The sequence below is a fragment of the Cobetia sp. Ld8 genome, assembly GCF_045066615.1.
GTDB classification, from domain to species: Bacteria; Pseudomonadota; Gammaproteobacteria; order Pseudomonadales; family Halomonadaceae; genus Cobetia; species Cobetia amphilecti.
The window spans coordinates 436493-456053 of sequence record NZ_JBISHF010000008.1; the positions used below are offsets into that span (position 1 = coordinate 436493).

The following is a 19561-nucleotide window of genomic DNA, read 5'->3' on the forward strand; positions in this document are numbered from 1 at the left end:
CCGCGGCATTGCGGCTTGCGCCTTTATCGTTACCTCTTCATCAGGGAGATGCCCATGGCCACCCGTCTGCTCGCCGAATGGCACCCGCAGGACGCCATCCAGCTCAGCTGGCCCAGCCCGCACAGTGACTGGAGCGAGATGCTCGAGAGCATCGAAGCCACCTGCGAGGCCATGGTGATCGCCATCAGCCGCTATCAGCACGTACTGATCAGCGTCAGCGATGACGCCACCCGCGAACGCCTCGCCGCGCGCTTCGCCGGTTTCGGCGTGCCCGCCGAGCGCCTGCATCTTTTCGTGGCGCCGCTGGACGACACCTGGACGCGCGACCATGGCCCCATCACCGTCGAACGTGATGGTCAGCCGGTGCTACTCGACTACACCTTCACCGGCTGGGGCGGCAAGTTCGAGGCCGCCCGCGACAATGCCCTGACCCGCGCCCTCGCCACGCAGGGGGCTTACGCAAGCCCGGTGGAAAGCCGCGACTTCATTCTGGAAGGCGGCGGCATCGAGAGCGACGGCCAGGGCACTCTGCTGACCACCGAGGCCTGCCTGCTCAACGACAACCGCAATGCCGGCCTGAGCCGCGCCCAGGTCGAGGCGCAACTCAAGGCCGATTTCGGAGTCAAGCGCGTGCTGTGGCTCGCCAATGGTCATCTGGAAGGCGATGACACCGACAGCCATGTCGACACCCTGGCGCGCTTCTGCGACCCGCGCACCATCGCCTATGTCCGCTGCGATGATCGCGACGACCCGCATTACCCGGCGCTCAAGGCGATGGAAGCCGAGCTTGAAGCACTGCGCGACGCCAACGGCGACCCGTACTTCCTGGTGCCGCTGCCGTGGCCGGATGCCTGCTTCGATCCGGACGACAGCCATCGCCTGCCGGCGACCTACGCCAACTTCCTGATCATCAACGGGGCCGTGCTGGTGCCGACCTACGCCGATCGTCACGACATGATCGCCCTCAAGGCCCTCGCCAGCGCCTTCCCCAAGCGTGACATCATTCCGGTCGATTGCCGCGCCGTGATTCGCCAGCATGGCAGCCTGCACTGCATGACCATGCAACTGCCCAAGGGCACGCTGGCCACCTCGAACACCTCTCAAGGAGCACTGTGATGACTGCTTCCCGCCGTACACTCAAGGTCGGTGTCGTCCAGCAACAGGGCTGGCCCGACAAGGACACAAGCCTGGCGGCCAGCGAAGCCGCCATTCGTCGCCTTGCCGCCGATGGCGCTGAGCTGGTGATGCTGCAGGAGCTGCATGCCAGCCACTACTTCTGCCAGACCGAAGACACCGAGATCTTCGATCTCGCCGAGCCCCTCGAAGGCCCGACCACCCAGCGACTGGCCGGTCTGGCTGCCGAACTCGGCCTGGTGATCGTCGGCTCCATCTTCGAGCGCCGCGCGGCGGGCGTGTATCACAACACCGCCGTGGTACTCGACAAGGCCGCTGGCCTGGTCGGCACCTTCCGCAAGATGCACATCCCGGATGATCCCGGCTTCTACGAGAAGTTCTACTTCACACCGGGCGATGCACCCAGCGCACAGTCCCCGCGCCGCGGCTTCGAGCCCATCGACACCTCGGTCGGCCGTCTGGGCGTGCAGGTCTGCTGGGACCAGTGGTACCCCGAAGGCGCACGCCTGATGGCGCTGGCCGGTGCCGAGATGCTGCTCTACCCCACCGCCATCGGCTGGGACCCGCGCGACGATGAAGCCGAGCAGAAACGCCAGAAGGATGCCTGGACCCTGATCCAGCGCAGCCACGGCGTCGCCAATGGCGTGCCGGTGATCGTCGCCAACCGGGTCGGCCATGAAGCGGACCCGACGCCTGCCAGCGAAGGCATCCAGTTCTGGGGCGGCAGCTTCATCTGCGGCCCCCAGGGCGAGCTGCTGGCGCATGGCGGCACCGAGCCCGAGGAGCTGCTGGTCGAGGTGGACCTGGCGCGCGGCGAAGATGTGCGCCGCATCTGGCCTTACCTGCGCGATCGTCGCATCGATGCCTATGGTGATCTCACCGAGCGCTATCGCGACCGCTGAGCCCATCGGGCTTTTGCAGGTGCCGGCCTGACAACAGCGCCCTGTCGAGATCACACAGACCCCCGCAGAGACAGGAGGGCGCCCAGCGTGGCGCCCTCTTCTGTTTCAGTCTGTCGGCGCCGGCGCAGCCGGCCTATCCCGTCACTCCATTCCGGGTGATTCATCCTCTCGGAGCCCCTCTTCTGTCCGCGCATGCCGCCATGGTCTGACTTGCCATCCCGGTCACGCTAGGCTAAACAAGATAACGCGATAAAAAATCACGTCTCCCTTGCTGCAATCAGGACGCAGAGCATGCCCGAATACCAGTTGATGGCCAGAATAGAAGCGGCCTTCGATACGCAGATCGATGCCGCCGATCAGGTCATCACCGCGGTCAGAGAAGAGAATTCGCCACTCTGGCGGCTGGATGGCGTCAGTGCCGATAGCGAATGGCTCAGCCAGGCGTTGCAGGACGTGTGGTATCAGGATGGCCAGGACGGCCGAGTCACCCGCCCCTATCTGGGCGTGGTCGCCGCAGGCCCGACGGTGATCGAGCGCGTCGCGGCGCTCAACACCGCCAAGGAGCAGCTGGCGGAGCTCTTCGCCGAGCTGCGCGAGAAGTATCCCGACCAGCTGGCCGAGCTGAAGGCGATTCTGCCCTTCCGCCATCCGGGGCTGAATCAGCACCTGAGGGGCGATGGACTGGCGCGGCTGCATCTCAAGCAGTGCTGGCGACGAGTGCCGGTGGCAGAGGCGCCGGTGGCGCGGGTGCGCTTCGCCTGGTACAGCTCCGGGCGTTCGATCCAGCGCGTCAGCGTGGCGGAGTGTGAAGCCTTGCTGATGAAGCTGGATACCGAGGCCGAGCACGTACGCCTGCAGCTCAAGCTGCTCGCTGGCTTGCCATCGGATGAGATTCTGGCCCGCATCCAGCCCCAGGCGCCGCTGATGCGCGCCAACCTGTTCTATCGTGAGCCGGTGATGCGCGAAGACGGCGAGCTACGCACGCGCCGCGCGCTGAATGTCTCACTGCCGCTGTTCCTGCCGCATGATGATCTGCGCCTGCCTGCACTCAACCAGCCAAGCCCGACGCCGCCCACCGAACGCACCCGCGCCCGCCGCGGCGACGTGCGCATCGAGGACACGCCCTTCCTCAAGAGTCTGCGCGTGCATCGCTATCGCTGATCTCCAGAGCAAGAGAGCCAGAGAGCCGGTGAGACAGTCAGGCCGTGAAGACGCCTGCTAGAGGTCCAGCGCCGATTCCGGCATCCGCTTGAGGTGCATGCGGCGCGCCAGGCGAATCACCGGCTTGAGCGTCAGCTGCAGCGAGCCGATCACGAACAGCCAGATTCCCAGTGTCATCCACTCTTCCCAGAAGAAGCACACGCTGCCGATCGTGAACAGCAGGCCCAGCACCAGCTCATTGATGATGCTGGCCAGCTCATAACGGCGATGGATGATCAGCTCCTCATGGCCCAGCCGCAGCGTGAGGTCCGAGGTCGGATCATCCTGCAGTGTCTCGCGTGACTGGGCACCCGACTGCTGAGTGTCGTGTTGCTGCGAATCATCCTGCATGCGTGATTTCCTCAAGGCTCATCAACAAGGTTTCCCAGTTGGGAGCCCGAAAACCACAAGGCCCCGACATCAATGATGTCGGGGCCTTGTGGTGTGCCTTCAAGTCAGCGGGCGCGAGGCCCACGCCGCTCAGAACAGACGGTTGAGTCCGTTCATGGCCGCGACCCGGTAGGCTTCCGCCATGGTCGGGTAGTTGAAGGTGGTGTTGACGAAGTACTTGAGCGTATTCGCCTCACCCTTCTGCTGCATGATGGCCTGACCGATGTGCACGATCTCGGACGCCTGGTCACCGAAGCAGTGGATGCCGAGGATTTCCAGCGTATCGCGATGGAACAGGATCTTGAGCATGCCGACGGTATCGCCGGTGATCTGGGCGCGGGCGGTGTCCTTGAAGAACGCCTGCCCCACTTCGTAGGGGATGCGCGCCTCGGTCAGTTCGGACTCGCCACGCCCCACCGAGCTGATCTCGGGGATGGTATAGATGCCGGTCGGCACCTCATTGACGAACTTGAACTCTTCCCCCAGCAGGTTGGCCGACGCGAAGCGGCCCTGATCGTAGGCGGCGGATGCCAGGCTCGGCCAGCCGATCACATCGCCCACCGCATAGACGTGGTCCAGCTCGGTGCGGTACTGATCATCGACGGTCAGCTGGCCGCGGCCGTTGGCCTGCAGGCCGACATTCTCGAGGCCGAGGCTGTCGGTGTTGCCGGTACGGCCGTTGGCCCACAGGAAGGCGTCAGCACGCAGCTTCTTGCCCGACTTGAGGTGCACGACCACGCCGGACTCGTCGCCCTCGATGCGATCGTATTCCTCGTTGTGACGCACCAGCACGCCGTTGTTGCGCAGGTGATAGGACAGCGCGTCGGAAATCTCGTTATCCAGGAAGGACAGCAGACGATCACGCGTATCGATCAGGTCGACCTTGACGCCAAGGCCGGAGAAGATCGAGGCGTACTCGGAGCCGATGACACCGGCGCCGTAGATGATCAACGTGCGCGGCGTGTGTGACAGCCCCAGGATGGTATCGGAGCAATAGATGCGCGGGTGGCGGAAGTTGACGTCCGCCGGGCGGTAGGGACGCGAGCCGGTGGCGATCACGACCTTCTCCGCGTGCAGCTCCTCGACCCCTTCATGGGCATCGCGCACCACGACGGTGTGCTCGTCCTTGAAGCGCGCGGTACCGAAGAACACATCGATGCGATTGCGGGCGTAGAAGCGCGTACGCATCTCGACCTGCTGCTCGATGGTGCGGCGTGAACGCTCCAGCACCTTGGGGAAGGAGAACCAGCGCGGCTCGCCGATATCGCGGAACATGCGATTGGTGTTGAACTCGATGATCTGCTTGACCGCGTGGCGCAGCGCCTTGGAAGGGATGGTGCCCTTGTGGGTGCAGTTGCCGCCCACGGAAGACTGAGCCTCGATCACGGCGACACGCTTGCCATGCTTGGCCGCGTTGACTGCCGCGCTTTCCCCTGCCGGACCGGTACCGATCACGACGACATCGTAGTTATAGACTGCCATGAGACTCGCTTTGCTCCTTGATTGTTCGTAGACCGGCCCTGACACGTACGGTCTCACCTCGCGGTGACACTGCCATGTCAGGGCCGGTAGCAGGCCTTGCGGCCGGCGGGCTCTGAGCCATCAGAGCAGAAATCAGCGACGTGCGGCGTCGTAGGCCAGATCGCTGGCCGGCTTGCCGCCACTCTCTGCCATCAGACGCTGGCGATCCTGCTCCTTCTCGCACTCCTCGTCCTTGCCGCCACAGATGTCACAGCCATCCTTGAGCCCGAGGTTGTTGAGACCACCGCAGGAGCCGGCGATCGGCTTGCGGCCCATCAGGACACCGACGGCCATCACGCCAATCAGCAGCAACATCGCGGCGAATACCAGTAACCAGATCGTCATGTCATTCCTCCCGGGGCATGGCCCCATTGTGAACCTCTCGCGCGGGTCGGCTCCAGCGCAGCTTGCACCCTATCGATCCTGTGGATCATTCAGGACAGCATCCAGAAGATGCCATGCAATCCGAGCGTCCGACCCTGTCGGAGGCGTGTCTCGACAGATGGCAGATGAGAAAGCCCGGCCGGCTACCTCTCGGCAGACCGGCTCTTGGCAGACCGGCTCTCGATAGACCGGGCTCAGGCGCCGGCTTCATCTGCGGGCTTCGTGTCGCCTGTCGCCAGCGCGTCCTTCAGGTAGGGCGCGAATGCCGGACTCCAGGACTGCTTGAAGCCATCATCCGTTTTGACAATGAAATAGGCGGCAATGTTCTCGCGAATTGCGATCGTCATTGCCTTCTCGGCGCCCAGCACGTTGAGTGCCGTGGCCCAGGCGTCCGCACTCGCGCAATCCGGCGTGATCACGGTCACCGAGGCCAGACTGTGCTGGATCGGTCGACCGGTACGTGGATCGATCGTGTGCGAGTAACGCACGCCGTCCTGCTCGAAATAGTTGCGGTAATCACCGGAGGTGGCAACCGCGGCATTGCCGGGATCGATGATCCGCTGCACCGAGCGCTCGAAGGACTTCGGCGCTTCGATGGCGATACGCCACGGCTTGTGGCCGGGCTTCTCACCCTTGACGCGGATCTCGCCACCGACTTCGACCAGATAGTTCTCGATGCCATTGGCCTCGAGCACATCGGCGACTCTGTCCACCCCATAGCCCTTGGCGATCCCCGACAGGTCGGCATACACCGGCTTGCGCTTGATCACCGTATTGCCATCGAGCTCCAGCGCCAGATGATCGACCTTCGCCAGCGCCTGCGCGATCTGTTCATCGCTCGGCGCCCTGTCGAGACGCTCATCCGGGCCGAAGCCCCACAGATTGACGGCCGGGCCGACGGTGATATCGAAGGCCCCGTCGGAGCGCTTGCCGATATCCTGCGACTCGGCCAGCACCTGCGCCAGGCCATCCGACAGCGTGATCGGCGTATCCAGCGGCGCCTGATTGAGCTTTGAGAGCTCCGAGGCGTCCTTGTAGGTCGACATCTGCCAGTCGACCTTGTCGAGTGCCTCGAGACTCGCCTGCTTGAGCGACGCCACCTCATCGGCATCCAGATCCGCAGCCACCGTGACATGGAACCCGGTGCCGAAGATGGGGCCGGCGAAGCGATGCAACTCAGGGTTGCTGGAATTTTCACAGCCTGCAACCAGCAGGGCCAGCCCCATGAGGGCCGGCCCTGCCAGTCGTCTTGCGACGCGTGACATCATCGATCAACCACCGAAGTCATCGAGCAGGATGTTCTCCGGCTCTACACCCATGTCGGTGAGCATCTTGACGACGGCGGCGTTCATCATGGGCGGCCCGCACATGTAGTACTCGCAATCCTCAGGCGCCGGGTGGTCCTTGAGGTAGTTTTCGTACAGGACATTGTGGATGAAGCCCGTCGGGCCTTCCCAGTTGTCCTCCGGCTGCGGATCGGACAGCGCCAGGTGCCATTCGAAGTTCTCGTTCTCTTCGGCCAGCTTGTCGTATTCCTCGTCGTAGAACGATTCACGCATGGAGCGCGCACCGTACCAGAACGACATCTTGCGCTTGGAATTCAGACGCTTGAGCTGATCGAAGATATGGCTGCGCATCGGCGCCATGCCGGCACCACCACCGATGAAGACCATCTCGGCATCGGTATCCTTGGCGAAGAACTCACCGAACGGCCCCATCACGGTCACCTTGTCACCCGGCTTCAGAGAGAAGACGTAGGTGGACATCAGACCCGGCGGATGCTGGGAATTCGGCGGCGGAGTGGCGATACGGATGTTGAACTTCAGGATGCCGTACTCTTCCGGATAGTTCGCCATGGAGTAGGCACGGATGACCGGTTCCTCGTTCTTGTGCTGAACGTTGAACAGACCGAACTTCTCCCAGTCACCACGATACTCCTCTTCGATATCGAAGTCGGAGAACTTGATGTCGTAGGCCGGTGCTTCCAGCTGAACGTAACCACCCGCGCGGAAGTTGACTTCCTCGCCTTCCGGCAGCTCCAGATTCAGCTCCTTGATGAAGGTCGCGACGTTCGGGTTGGCGCTGACGGTGGTTTCCCACTTCTTCACGCCGAAGATCTCTTCAGGCACTTCGATCTTCATGTCCTGCTTGACCGGCACCTGGCAAGACAGGCGCCAGCCTTCCTTCTTTTCACCCATGGTGAAGTGGGATTCTTCGGTCGGCAGGATGGAACCGCCGCCTTCCGAGATCCGGCACTTGCACTGGGCACAGGAGCCACCGCCACCACAGGCGGAGGACAGGAAGATGCCGTTGGCGGCCAGGGTCTGCAGCAGCTTGCCGCCAGCCTGGGTCGTCAGGGTGTTGGCGGGATCGTTGTTGATCTCGATCTGGACGTCACCACTCGAGACCAGCTTGCTGCGTGCCGCGAGAATCACGAGCACCAGGCCGATAACGACCACGGTGAACATGACGACGCCGAGCACGATGATGGAGGTATCTACCATTTCGATTTCCTTATGCTCGGTTGCGTTACAGCTGGACGCCGGAGAAGGACATGAAGCCCAGCGACATCAGGCCAACGGTGATGAAGGTGATGCCCAGACCCTGCAGGCCAGCCGGCACGTCAGAGTACTTGAGCTTCTCGCGGATACCGGCCAGTGCAGCGATGGCCAGTGCCCAACCGAAACCGGCACCCACGCCATAGATGACGGACTCACCGAAGGTGTAGTCACGCTGCACCATGAACAGGGCCGCACCGAGGATGGCGCAGTTGACCGTGATCAGCGGCAGGAACACGCCCAGCGCGTTGTAGAGCGCCGGCACGAACTTGTCGAGGAACATCTCGAGGATCTGGACGATCGCCGCGATGACGCCGATGTAGGACAGGTAGCCCAGGAAGGACAGGTCGATGCTTTCCGCCCCTTCCAGACCCGTCCAGGTCAGCGCGCCTTCACGCAGCAGGTAGTTCAGGATCAGGTTGTTGACCGGGACGGTCACCGCCAGCACGACGATGACGGCCACGCCCAGACCGATCGCGGACTGGATCTTCTTGGACACCGCCAGGAAGGTACACATGCCCAGGAAGAAGGCCAGTGCCATGTTCTCGACGAACACGGCCTTGATGAACAGGCTCAGATAGTGTTCGAACATGTTACACAGCCTCCTTGATCTTGGTGTTGGCGGTAATCTTGTACTCCGCCTTCTCGACCTGCTCCGGGTAGATGCTGCGCAGCACCCAGATGAACAGACCGATGACGAAGAACGCGGACGGCGGCAGCAGCATCAGACCGTTCGGGATGTACCAGCCACCGTCATTGACGGTCTGCAGGATGGTCACACCGAACAGGGAGCCGGAACCGAACAGCTCACGCACGAAGCCGACCACCAGCAGGATCACGGTGTAGCCGAGACCGTTGCCGATACCGTCGATGAAGCTCATCGTCGGGCCATTCTGCATGGCGTAGGCTTCAGCGCGACCCATCACGATGCAGTTGGTAATGATCAGACCGACGAAGACCGACAGCTGCTTGGACGTCTCGAAGGCGAAGGCCTTCAGCGACTGGTCGACCACGATGACCAGCGAGGCAATGATCGTCATCTGCACGATGATGCGGATGGACGACGGGATGTGATTGCGGATCAACGAGATGAACATGCTGGAGAACGCTGTCACCAGGCACACCGCGATACCCATGATCAGGGCGGTGTTCATCGAGTTGGTCACCGCCAGCGCGGAGCAGATACCGAGGATCTGCAGCGCGATGGGGTTGTTCTTGAAGATCGGCGTCGTCAGGACACCTTTAGGAGTTTCGGCTGCCATCATTACGCTCCTTTGACGTCACGGAACTGGGTCAGGTACTTGGCGAAGCCATTCTCACCCATCCAGAACTGCAACAGGTTGGTCACGCCGTTGCTGGTCAGGGTAGCCCCTGACAGCGCATCGACCTGGTACTTGGCATCCGGAGAAGACGGATTCACGCCGCCCTTCTTCAGGTGCACTTCCGGGTCCATGCTGCCTTCGGGATAGATCTTCTTGCCATCCCACTGGGCCTTCCACTTCGGGTTGTCGACTTCGCCGCCAAGCCCCGGAGTTTCGCCCTGCTGGTAGAAGGAGAGACCGACCACGGTGTTGCCGTCCCCCTTCAGTGCCAGATAGCCGTACATCATTGACCACAGGCCGTTGCCGCGCACCGGGACGATGATCTCGTCCGGCTGCTCGACATCACCGACCAGATAGACCACGGAGTACTGCTCACGACGCTTGATGCCCGGCAGGTCTTCGTCGCCAGACAGGGTGCGTGAGGTGGCCGGGTCCTTGGACATCTTGGCCTGGTCGTACTTCTCCGGGTCGATGTCGTCGACGTATTCACCGGAATCCAGGTCCACCACCTTGGCGGTGACCTTGTCACGGAACTGCTGACCGATGTCCTCACCCGGCTGCAGCAGCTCGGCGACCGCGAGGATGTTGCTCTTGCGGTCCAGCTCGGCATTGGTCATCTGCATCGGACGCAGCACGACCGCTGCGGTGGAAACCACCACCGAGCAGACGATGCACAGCCCGAGCGCGACGCCGAGGGTTTTCTTGATGGAGTTGTTGCTGGCCATGTCAGACGGTCTCCTCGTTCGCGATGCCGGCAGTCTCGCGCTTGACGCGGCGCTTGATGTTGGCCTGCACGACGAAGTGGTCGATCAGCGGAGCGAACAGGTTGGCGAACAGGATCGCCAGCATGATGCCCTCCGGGAAGGCCGGGTTGGCGACACGGATCAGCACGGTCATCACGCCGATCAGTGCACCGAATACCAGCTTGCCCTTGTTGGTCATGGACGCGGAGACCGGGTCGGTGGCCATGAAGACCATGCCGAAGGCGAAGCCGCCGATGACCATGTGCCAGTACCACGGCATCTCGAACATGGCATTGGTGTCGCTGCCGATGGCATTGAACAGCGCCGAGGTCGCGATCATGCCCAGCAGGACGCCCAGCATGATTCGCCACGAGGCGATACGCGTCCACAGCAGCACTGCGGCACCGAGGAAGATCGCCAGTGTGGAGACCTCACCCACCGAGCCCGGAATGAAGCCGAGGAAGGCGTCGGTCCAGCTCATCTGCTGCATCAGGGCACCCATGCCATCCTGCGCGGCAGTGGAGAGCGCGGTCGCACCGGTGAAGCCATCCGCCGGCACCCATACCGCGTCGCCGGAAATGCTGGCCGGGTAGGCGAAGTACAGGAAGGCACGGCCGGACAGTGCCGGGTTGAGGAAGTTCTTGCCGGTACCGCCGAAGACTTCCTTGCCGATCACCACACCGAAGGTGATACCGAGCGCGACTTGCCACAGCGGAATGGTCGCCGGCAGTGTCAGGGCGAACAGCACCGAGGTGACGAAGAAGCCTTCGTTGACCTCGTGGCCGCGACGCATCGCGAACAGCACTTCCCAGAACCCGCCGACCGCGAAGGTCACCAGATAGATGGGCAGGAAGTAGGTGGCCCCCAGAATGAAGTTGGCCCACACGCTGCCGGCATCGTGGCTACCCGCCAGCAGCATGACGATGGCTTCACGCCAGCCGCCCAGTGCGCTGTAACCGCCAGCGATGGCCTCGTTGGCCTGCAGACCGGCGTTGTACATGCCGAAGAACATGGCCGGGAAGGTACACATCCAGACCGTGATCATGATGCGCTTCAGATCGATGCCATCACGCACGTGAGTGGTGCTGCGCGTGACGCTCGCCGGCGCATAGAAAATGGTGTCCACGGCTTCGTAGAGCGCGTAGAACTTCTCGTACTTGCCACCTTTGTGGAAGTGCGGCTCCAGGTTATCCAGAGTCTGTCGAATGCCCATCATCAGACCTCTTTCTCGATCGTGGTGAGGTTGTCACGCAGGATGGGACCGTACTCGTACTTGCCCGGGCACACGTAGGTGCACAGCGCGAGGTCCTCTTCATCAAGCTCCAGGCAGCCAAGCTGCATGCCGGTCTCGATATCACCCACGATCAGCGAACGCAGCAGCTGCGTCGGCAGAATGTCCAGCGGCATGACCGCCTCGTACGCGCCCACCGGCACCATGGCACGCTCGGAGCCGTTGGTGGAGGTGTTCGGACGGTAGTCGGTCAGGCCGGTCAGCTTCGACAGGTAGATACCCAGCACCGAGTGACGCTTGGCGCCCATCGACAGCCAGCCCATGAAGGCACGCTTGTTGCCTTCCTCGAGCAGGCTCACCTGATTGTGGTAGCGGCTGACGAAACGCAGCGCCCCTTCACAGGTCAGGCCGGAGAACACCGAACCGGAGATGACACGCGTGTCTTCCGGCTGCTCGACTTCGCCCTTGAGCAGCTCTTCGGTGCTGGCGCCCAGACGGGTGCGCAGCAGACGCGGCTTGGTGGCACGCGGGCCACCGACGGCGATGACGCGCGTGGTGTCCAGGCGACCTTCCGCCAGCAGCGTACCGATGGCGACCACATCCTGATAACCGACATGCCAGACCTGACGCTGCAGGCTGACCGGTGCGAGGTGATGGATGTGCGTGCCCGGCAGACCCGCCGGGTGCGGGCCCTTGAAGGACTCGCTGACCACACCGGAGACGTCGCCACCCGGGATATCAGCACCCGGTGCCTGACACAGGAACACCTTGCCTTCGGTCAGACGCGTCAGTGCGACGAGACCCTGACGGAAAGCGGCTTCCTGGCCCTTGAGCACCACGGCCGGATCCGCGGACAGCGGGTGGGTATCGATGGCGGTGACGAAGATGGCTGCCGGCTTGGCATCCAGCGCCGGCACGCGCGAGAACGGGCGGGTACGCAGCGCCGTCCACAGGCCGGACTCGACCAGCTGGTCGACCACGACCTGACGTTCGAGACCTGCAATGGCGGCGTCGCCATGTGCAGTGAATTCCACAGCTTCGCCCTGCGCGTCGATCTCGATGACCACGGACAGAAGCTTGCGCTTCTCGCCACGATTGATCTCGACCACAGTACCGGCAGCAGGCGCGGTGTAACGGACGCCCGGGGTCTTCTTGTCAGTGAACAGGAGTTGCCCCTGCTTCACCTTGTCCCCTTCGCGGACTTCCATCGTCGGCTTCATGCCGACGTAGTCAACACCCAGGATCGCTACGCGACGAACGGGCTGCGCATCCTCGATACGCTGCTCCGGCGCCCCGGCGATGGGGAGATCCAGGCCACGTTTGACTTCGATCATAGACTCGCCCAATTGTCGGATCTGATGTTGTTCAGGAAAGATCACCCATCGTAGATACGCCTCGAGGCCGATAATTGACCAGGCAACCTCGCAATTTTCGCGTATCAGGCAATGTGAATGCTTTTCTTATCAGACGGTTGGAGGTGTAGCCCAGAGATTGGACCGGCCCAAAAAAATCCGGCTCATTATAAAGATGCGAGGCCGGAAAGACCATACGACACTAAAGTTGTGCGCACGCCGAAAACGCCAACGCCCCCGCCATCATTGAGGGCAGGGGCGTTGTAACAGCTGGTATTTATTTCAATTTTTCGCAAGTCACACCACAGACGCGGCGCATTGACTCAGCGCGTCGGGAAGTAGCTGAAACGCACGTTGGACATGTGCTGCAGAATACGCACCACCTGACAGCTGTAACCGAACTCGTTGTCGTACCACACGTACACGACGGCCTGCTTGTCGGTGACGATGGTCGCCTGGCCGTCGACGATGCCGGAATGGCGGTTGCCGACGAAGTCCGAGGACACCACTTCACAGGAATCGACGTAGTCGATCTGCTTCTGCAGCGAGGAATGCAGCGAGGCGGTGCGCAGGAAGTCGTTCATGCGCTCGGCGTCGCTGGCGGTGTTCAGCGTCAGGTTGAGGATCGCCATCGAGACATTGGGCGTCGGCACGCGGATCGCGTTGCCGGTCAGCTTGCCGGAAAGCTCCGGCAGCGCCTTGGCGACGGCCTTGGCGGCACCGGTCTCGGTCAACACCATGTTGAGGGCCGCGGCACGGCCACGACGATCACCACTGTGGAAGTTGTCGATCAGGTTCTGGTCGTTGGTGTAGGAGTGCACCGTCTCGACGTGACCCTGGCTGACACCGTACTCGTCGTGCAGCACCTTCAGCACCGGCACGATGGCGTTGGTGGTACAGGAAGCCGCGGAGATGATGCGGTCATCATCGCTGATGTCGGTGTGGTTGACACCGTAGACGATGTTCTTGAGATCGCCCTTGCCCGGCGCCGTCAGCAGTACCTTGGCCACGCCCTTGCACTCCAGGTGCTGGCCCAGGCCCGCTTCGTCACGCCACTTGCCGGTGTTGTCGACCACGATGGCGTTGTCGATGCCGTGCGCGGTGTAATCGATCTCGGTGGGCGAATTGGCGTAGATGATCTTGATGTAGTTGCCGTTGACGATCAGCGCCGAGTTTTCTTCATCGACGGTGATGCTGCCCTCGAAGGGACCGTGCACCGAGTCGCGACGCAGCAGGCTGGCCCGCTTTTCCAGATCATCCTTGCTGCCACGCACCACGATGGCGCGCAGACGCAGCAGGTTACCGCCGCCAGCCTTCTCGATCATGATGCGCGCCAACAGGCGACCGATACGCCCGAAGCCATACAGGACGACGTCCTTCGGGTCGCCGCCCATGCCGCCTTCGACGTAGCCACCGACGATGTCGGCCAGCTCACGCTTGAGGAAGGCGGTGATGTCCGACTCGTCAGAGCGCTTGAAGGCGACGGCCAGCTTGCCGATGTCGACGTGGGCCGGCCCCAGGTTGAGCTCGATCATCGCGCGCACCAGCGGGAAGGTATCTTCCACTGACAGCTCGACGCCTTCGGCCTTGCGCACCCAACGGTGGTTCTTGAGGATGCGCACCATCGAGCGATTGATCAGCGAACGCCCGTAGATGGAGGGCACGACGTTGAAGCGGCGGTAGAGATCTCCCAACAGCGGGATCATCTGCTCCGCGAGGGCTTCATTGTCCTGCCACTGCTTGAAACAGGCTTCGAGATTCTCTTGGCTCACGGGTGCATCCTCTCACGTGCGGGCAAATAATGATGGTCGTCACCGAGCGCTTGGCGACGCCGGACAAGGCCAGCTGAGTATGCGTAACGCGGCTATGCACCACAATGAAAGGATGGTCGCACGCAGGGTAGTAGTGCTACAGAATCAACGATTTGACTACAAAAGCGTTTCCCCCATCCCGCGCTCGGCCATCTGTGTCCACGGTGCTGAAAAGCGCATCACTTGCCCCCATATAGCGACTGACTTGCTATGATCAAGCGCGACTCCTTTCATGGCGGCGACTGACGTTGCAGCCCCTTGCGCTGCGACAGCTTGCGTTGAAGCGCGCCTGCCTTGTTGCTCTCCTGAGTGTGCCGCGCGCTCACCAATGTGCCGTGCACCCGAGAGACTGCCTTGCGCCCATGAGTCGCTCAGCATCATCTGCATGCGTGGACCGCTCACCGCGAGCGACTGACCCAGCACCTTATTCACTCGGGCCCTGCCCGTGACGTCATCCCGTGCCGTGAACGCCGCAAGGCGTTGCGCCCAAGCCCAGGACACAAGACACCAGAGCCCATGTTCGAGACTCCGCTGACGCCCCCGTTGCCGCGCTCGCGCCGCGAAACCACCTTCTGGATGCTCAATGACCCCAGCGCCGCGGCGCTGGCGCTGGCGCGCCTGGCCGATGCCGATGAAGCGCCGCTGATGGTCATCACGCCGGACACCGCCAGCGCCCAGCGCCTGGAAGCCGACCTGCGCTTCTATACGCGCCATCCCGAGCGCCTGCTGCCCTTCCCCGATTGGGAAACGCTGCCCTACGACAGCTTCTCGCCGCACCAGGACATCGTCTCGGAGCGTCTGCGCACCCTGCGCACGCTGCAGACCAGCCGCCGCGCCATCGTGCCGGTACCGGTCAACACCCTGATGCAGCGCCTCGCGCCGGTGGATTACATCGCAGGCCAGGTCTTCAGTCTCGCCAAGGGCGACATCCTCAATCGCGAAGACTTCCGCTCACGCCTGTCGCGAGCCGGTTACCGCGCGGTGGAGACGGTCTACGAGCCGGGCGAATACGCGCTGCGCGGCGCATTGATCGACCTGTTCCCCATGGGCAGCGAGCAGCCGCTGCGCATCGACCTGTTCGATGACGAGATCGACACCCTGCGTGCCTTCGACCCTGACACCCAGCGCAGTGGCGACAAGGTCGAGGCGATCGAGATTCTGCCCGCACATGAATACCCGCTGACGCGTGGCGCCATCGCCTGCTTCCGCGAGGGCTTCGAGACGCTGTTCGATGTCGACCCGCGCCAGTGCATTCTCTACAACGACGCCATCAAGGGCATTCCCTCGCCGGGGCTCGAGCAGTACCTGCCGCTGTTCTTCGACGAGACCGCGACGCTGTTCGATCATATGGGCGACGAGCTGCGCATCGCCATGCTGCCCGGCGTGCGCGAGGCGGCCGAGAGCCACTGGGACGCCATCACCACCCGCTACGCCAATCTGGGCGTCGACCCGACACGCCCGCTGCTGCCACCGCACCGAGCCTTCGTGCCGGTCAATGAGCTGCTGGGCCTGATCAAGCAGCACGAGCGCATCGAGCTGGTACGCGAGCCCAATGCCCACGCCATCGAGTTCGGCCATCAGACCCTGCCGAGCCTGGCCATCGATGCGCGCAGCGCCGACCCGACCCAGGCCCTGGCCAGCTTCCTCAAGCAACGCCTGAACGGTGAGCACGCCCAGCGCGTACTGTTCGTCGCCGAGACCCAGGGCCGCCGCGAAGTCGTCGAGGAGCAGCTCACCCCGCTGCTGCGCGGCTTCGGGCTGCGCAGCCTGGATGACTTCGCAAGCTTCGAGCACTTCGTGGATAGCCCAGCCGCCGTCGGCCTGACCGTCGGTGGCCTGACGCATGGCACCTGGGTGGCCAGCGCGCAGGCAGAAGATGCCCTGTCCAGCGATGACAGCGACAGCCACAAGGGGCTGGTGGTCATCACCGAGACCGAGCTCTACGGCGAAGTGGTACGTCAGAGCCGCCGCCAGGCGCGCGCCACCGATGACAACGAGCTGGCCGTGCGCCACCTCTCGGAGTTGCGTGAAGGCGCGCCGGTGGTGCACCACACCCACGGTGTCGGCCGCTATCTGGGGCTGGAGACCATCAACGCCGGTGGTCAGGAGGCCGAGTTCCTCGCGCTCGAATACGCCGATGGCGCCAAGCTCTACGTGCCGGTGGACAGCCTGCACCTGATCTCGCGCTATTCCGGGGCCAGTGACGAGCTGGCACCGCTGCACAAGCTGGGCTCCGAGCAGTGGGAGAAGGCCAAGCGCAAGGCGGCCGAGAAGATCCGCGATACCGCCGCCGAGCTCTTGGACGTCTATGCACGCCGCGAGGCACGTGTCGGCCATGCCTGTGACTTCCCCGCCGAGGACTACGCACGCTTCGCGGCCAGTTTCCCCTTCGAGGAAACCCCGGACCAGGCGCAGACCATCGGCGCGGTGATCCAGGACATGTGCGCGCCCCAGCCGATGGACCGCGTGGTATGTGGCGATGTCGGCTTCGGCAAGACGGAAGTCGCGATGCGCGCCGCCTTCCTCGCCGTCAACTCCGGCCGTCAGGTGGTGGTGCTGGTGCCCACCACCCTGCTCGCCCAGCAGCACTACGACAACTTCCGCGATCGCTTCGCCGACACCGCGGTGGAGATCGCCCTGCTGTCGCGCTTCACCAGCGGCAAGGGCCAGGAAGCCTCGCTCGAGCGCATCAGAAACGGCCAGGCCGATATCGTGATCGGCACTCACAAGCTGCTCTCCAAGTCGCTGGAGCTGCCCAACATGGGGCTGTTGATCATCGATGAGGAGCACCGCTTCGGCGTCTCCCAGAAGGAGCGCCTCAAGAGCCTGCGCGCCGAGGTCGATATCCTGACCCTGACTGCCACGCCGATTCCGCGCACGCTGAACATGGCGATGAGCGGCATCCGCGACCTGTCCATCATCGCCACGCCGCCGGCGCGCCGCCTGTCGGTGAAGACCTTCGTCCAGCAGCGCAACGACGGCGTGGTCAAGGAAGCCATCCTGCGCGAGCTGCTGCGCGGCGGGCAGGTCTACGTGCTGCACAATGAAGTCAAGACCATCGAGGAGAGCGCCGCGCGCATCGCGGAGCTGGTGCCGGAGGCCAATGTCGGCGTCGCCCACGGCCAGCTGCCGGAGCGCAGCCTGGAGCGGCGCATGTCGGACTTCTATCACAAGCGCTTCAACGTGCTGGTGTGCTCGACCATCATCGAGACCGGCATCGACATCCCGAGCGCCAACACCATCATCATCGAGCGCGCCGACAAGTTCGGCCTGGCCCAGCTGCACCAGCTGCGTGGCCGCGTCGGGCGCTCGCATCACCAGGCCTACGCCTACCTGCTGACCCCACACCCCAAGGCGATGACCCGCGATGCGGTCAAGCGTCTGGAGGCGATCAGCGAGTCCCAGGACCTCGGTGCCGGCTTCACGCTGGCCTCCCATGACATGGAGATTCGCGGCGCGGGTGAGCTGTTGGGTGACGAGCAGTCCGGCCAGATGGAAACCATCGGCTACTCGCTGTACATGGAGATACTCGATCGCGCCGTGAAGGCCATCAAGGCGGGCAAGACGCCCAATATCGAGTCACCGCTGGATGAAGGCGTCGAGGTCAGCCTGAATCTGCCGGCACTGATTCCGGCCGATTATCTGCACGACGTCCAGCAACGCCTGATGATGTACAAGCGCATCAGCAACGCCGAGAACGCAAGCGACCTGCGCGAACTGCAGGTCGAGATGATCGACCGTTTCGGCCTGCTGCCGGAGCCGGTCAAGACGCTGTTCCGCCAGACCCAGCTGCGCCAGCGTGCCCAGGCGCTGGGCATCATCAAGCTGGAGGCCGGCGCCGGACGTGGTCGCATCATCTTCGGCGCCCAGACGCCAGTCGATCCGCTGACGCTGGTCAACCTGATCCAGCGCCAGCCGGATGTCTACAAGCTGGAAGGCGCCGACACGCTGCGCTTCGCCACCGACATGGATGACGCCGAGGCGCGCTTCAGCTTCTGCGAGACCCTGCTGGACCTGCTCAACGCCAAGACCAAGGCGGCCTGACGCGCCCTGTGCTACCAGGCGCCTGGGCTCGAACTTGGGCATGAACTTGAGCTTGAACTTGAACTTGAGATTGAGCTTGAGCGAAACACGAAAACGGCCTGCATCGCGGATGCAGGCCGTTTTCGTGCGGGCATACCCTCTACACGCTCTACACCCTTTACACGCCCTACCCTACCTACACCACCGCATCCCCCACTCCCCTCCTGAAGTCAGGCAGCTCAGGCATGGCGCGCCAACAGCGTCGCCAACAAGCGCTGCACCCTGGGCATGCCGGCCTCGATCACGGATTCCGTGCCCGCGCGGGTCGGCTCCTCTTCGCCGACGCCCGCGGCATGACTGATCACCAGACACAGGCTGGCGTATTCCATCTCGAGCTCGCGGGCCAGCACGGCCTCGGGCATGCCCGTCATGCCGACCAGCGTATTGCCATCGCGCGCCATCAGGCGGATCTCGGCGGCAGTCTCCAGCCGCGGCCCCTGCACCACGCCCAGCACCCCACCGGCCGTGAGGGGCAGCCCCGCCTCGGCCGCCGCCGCATGCAGCTCCTCACGCCAGACCCGGTGATACGGCCAGGCGAACGACACATGCTGGAACGGCTTGAAACGCCCATCGAAGAACGAACCCTCGCGGCCGGTGGTGTAATCGATCAGCTGGTCCGGCACCACCAGCGTGCCCGGGGCCAGCGTCGGGTCGATGCCGGACACACAGTTGACTCCCACCACATGAGTCGCACCAGCCTGCTTGAGCGCCCATAGATTGGCGCGATAGTTGATGCGATGCGGCGGCACCTTGTGCGGTTGGCCATGACGGGCCAGAAACAGCAGCGACTGCCCATTCAAACGCCCCTCCACGACACCACAGGTGGCCGCCCCTAGGGGTGTTTCCTGCCCACCGCGCTTGAGCACTTCCATGCCTGACCAACTGCCGAACCCCGTCCCACCGATCACCGCCAGCATTGCCCGCCTCCTT

16 protein-coding genes are annotated in these 19561 nt (G+C 63.3%); 4 read left to right on the forward strand and 12 right to left on the reverse strand.

Features of this window, described 5'->3' with window-relative positions:
- Window positions 1-54 precede the first annotated feature (54 nt).
- The 3 genes from ACJJV2_RS12800 to ACJJV2_RS12810 all read left to right on the forward strand — a co-directional run bounded on the left by ACJJV2_RS12800 (window position 55) and on the right by ACJJV2_RS12810 (window position 3197).
- Complete coding sequence (locus ACJJV2_RS12800; protein ID WP_405281420.1) at window positions 55-1116, forward strand: agmatine/peptidylarginine deiminase; 1062 nt, start codon at window positions 55-57, stop codon at window positions 1114-1116.
- Complete coding sequence (locus ACJJV2_RS12805; RefSeq protein ID WP_405281423.1) at window positions 1116-2036, forward strand: carbon-nitrogen hydrolase; 921 nt, start codon at window positions 1116-1118, stop codon at window positions 2034-2036. The genes ACJJV2_RS12800 and ACJJV2_RS12805 overlap by 1 nt, the downstream gene beginning before the upstream one ends.
- 291 nt (window positions 2037-2327) lie before the next feature.
- Window positions 2328-3197: a DNA replication terminus site-binding protein gene (locus ACJJV2_RS12810; protein ID WP_405281426.1), complete on the forward strand. Its 870-nt coding sequence runs from the start codon at window positions 2328-2330 to the stop codon at window positions 3195-3197.
- 57 nt (window positions 3198-3254) lie between these two features.
- Here the strand turns inward: ACJJV2_RS12810 and ACJJV2_RS12815 are convergent, their stop codons facing one another.
- The 11 genes from ACJJV2_RS12815 to ACJJV2_RS12865 form a co-directional block, all read right to left on the reverse strand.
- Window positions 3255-3587, reverse strand: coding sequence for a YrhK family protein (locus ACJJV2_RS12815; RefSeq protein ID WP_405281429.1), 333 nt, complete (start codon window positions 3585-3587; stop codon window positions 3255-3257).
- 129 nt (window positions 3588-3716) lie between these two features.
- Entirely contained in the window at window positions 3717-5108 is a 1392-nt protein-coding gene (gene sthA / locus ACJJV2_RS12820) for a Si-specific NAD(P)(+) transhydrogenase (RefSeq protein WP_043331912.1), read from the reverse strand.
- Between the two features lie 132 nt (window positions 5109-5240).
- Entirely contained in the window at window positions 5241-5492 is a 252-nt protein-coding gene (gene nqrM, locus ACJJV2_RS12825) for a (Na+)-NQR maturation NqrM (protein WP_043331913.1), read from the reverse strand.
- 233 nt (window positions 5493-5725) lie between these two features.
- Window positions 5726-6799: an FAD:protein FMN transferase gene (locus ACJJV2_RS12830; protein WP_405281433.1), complete on the reverse strand. Its 1074-nt coding sequence runs from the start codon at window positions 6797-6799 to the stop codon at window positions 5726-5728.
- Between the two features lie 3 nt (window positions 6800-6802).
- Window positions 6803-8035 (reverse strand): NADH:ubiquinone reductase (Na(+)-transporting) subunit F, encoded by a 1233-nt coding sequence (gene nqrF, locus ACJJV2_RS12835; protein WP_405281436.1) that lies wholly within the window; start codon window positions 8033-8035, stop codon window positions 6803-6805.
- A 25-nt stretch (window positions 8036-8060) separates the two neighbouring features.
- Window positions 8061-8681, reverse strand: a complete 621-nt coding sequence (nqrE, locus tag ACJJV2_RS12840) for an NADH:ubiquinone reductase (Na(+)-transporting) subunit E (protein WP_043331916.1) — start codon at window positions 8679-8681, stop codon at window positions 8061-8063.
- A gap of 1 nt (window position 8682) precedes the next feature.
- Window positions 8683-9351: an NADH:ubiquinone reductase (Na(+)-transporting) subunit D gene (locus tag ACJJV2_RS12845; protein ID WP_043331917.1), complete on the reverse strand. Its 669-nt coding sequence runs from the start codon at window positions 9349-9351 to the stop codon at window positions 8683-8685.
- A gap of 2 nt (window positions 9352-9353) precedes the next feature.
- Window positions 9354-10136 (reverse strand): Na(+)-translocating NADH-quinone reductase subunit C, encoded by a 783-nt coding sequence (locus ACJJV2_RS12850; RefSeq protein ID WP_043331918.1) that lies wholly within the window; start codon window positions 10134-10136, stop codon window positions 9354-9356.
- Between the two features lies 1 nt (window position 10137).
- Window positions 10138-11370, reverse strand: a complete 1233-nt coding sequence (locus ACJJV2_RS12855; protein WP_043331920.1) for an NADH:ubiquinone reductase (Na(+)-transporting) subunit B — start codon at window positions 11368-11370, stop codon at window positions 10138-10140.
- Window positions 11370-12719: a Na(+)-translocating NADH-quinone reductase subunit A gene (locus ACJJV2_RS12860; RefSeq protein WP_054555019.1), complete on the reverse strand. Its 1350-nt coding sequence runs from the start codon at window positions 12717-12719 to the stop codon at window positions 11370-11372. The genes ACJJV2_RS12855 and ACJJV2_RS12860 overlap by 1 nt, the downstream gene beginning before the upstream one ends.
- Window positions 12720-13060: 341 nt before the next feature.
- Window positions 13061-14509: a glyceraldehyde-3-phosphate dehydrogenase gene (locus ACJJV2_RS12865; protein WP_405281443.1), complete on the reverse strand. Its 1449-nt coding sequence runs from the start codon at window positions 14507-14509 to the stop codon at window positions 13061-13063.
- Between the two features lie 555 nt (window positions 14510-15064).
- Between ACJJV2_RS12865 and mfd the strand changes: the two genes are divergently transcribed.
- Entirely contained in the window at window positions 15065-18592 is a 3528-nt protein-coding gene (gene mfd / locus ACJJV2_RS12870) for a transcription-repair coupling factor (RefSeq protein ID WP_405281446.1), read from the forward strand.
- Between the two features lie 218 nt (window positions 18593-18810).
- Here the strand turns inward: mfd and ACJJV2_RS12875 are convergent, their stop codons facing one another.
- Complete coding sequence (locus tag ACJJV2_RS12875; protein ID WP_405281449.1) at window positions 18811-19548, reverse strand: S-methyl-5'-thioinosine phosphorylase; 738 nt, start codon at window positions 19546-19548, stop codon at window positions 18811-18813.
- Window positions 19549-19561 lie beyond the last annotated feature (13 nt).

Coding starts and splice junctions, on each gene's coding strand:
- ACJJV2_RS12875 (WP_405281449.1), bottom strand. CDS start 19,548: ATGCTGGCGGTGATCGGTGGGACGGGGTTCGGCAGTTGGTCAGGCATG.
- ACJJV2_RS12810 (WP_405281426.1), top strand. CDS start 2,328: ATGCCCGAATACCAGTTGATGGCCAGAATAGAAGCGGCCTTCGATACG.
- nqrE (WP_043331916.1), bottom strand. CDS start 8,681: ATGTTCGAACACTATCTGAGCCTGTTCATCAAGGCCGTGTTCGTCGAG.
- ACJJV2_RS12845 (WP_043331917.1), bottom strand. CDS start 9,351: ATGGCAGCCGAAACTCCTAAAGGTGTCCTGACGACGCCGATCTTCAAG.
- mfd (WP_405281446.1), top strand. CDS start 15,065: ATGTTCGAGACTCCGCTGACGCCCCCGTTGCCGCGCTCGCGCCGCGAA.
- ACJJV2_RS12860 (WP_054555019.1), bottom strand. CDS start 12,719: ATGATCGAAGTCAAACGTGGCCTGGATCTCCCCATCGCCGGGGCGCCG.
- ACJJV2_RS12830 (WP_405281433.1), bottom strand. CDS start 6,799: ATGATGTCACGCGTCGCAAGACGACTGGCAGGGCCGGCCCTCATGGGG.
- ACJJV2_RS12800 (WP_405281420.1), top strand. CDS start 55: ATGGCCACCCGTCTGCTCGCCGAATGGCACCCGCAGGACGCCATCCAG.
- ACJJV2_RS12850 (WP_043331918.1), bottom strand. CDS start 10,136: ATGGCCAGCAACAACTCCATCAAGAAAACCCTCGGCGTCGCGCTCGGG.
- ACJJV2_RS12815 (WP_405281429.1), bottom strand. CDS start 3,587: ATGCAGGATGATTCGCAGCAACACGACACTCAGCAGTCGGGTGCCCAG.
- ACJJV2_RS12805 (WP_405281423.1), top strand. CDS start 1,116: ATGACTGCTTCCCGCCGTACACTCAAGGTCGGTGTCGTCCAGCAACAG.
- ACJJV2_RS12855 (WP_043331920.1), bottom strand. CDS start 11,370: ATGATGGGCATTCGACAGACTCTGGATAACCTGGAGCCGCACTTCCAC.
- sthA (WP_043331912.1), bottom strand. CDS start 5,108: ATGGCAGTCTATAACTACGATGTCGTCGTGATCGGTACCGGTCCGGCA.
- nqrF (WP_405281436.1), bottom strand. CDS start 8,035: ATGGTAGATACCTCCATCATCGTGCTCGGCGTCGTCATGTTCACCGTG.
- nqrM (WP_043331913.1), bottom strand. CDS start 5,492: ATGACGATCTGGTTACTGGTATTCGCCGCGATGTTGCTGCTGATTGGC.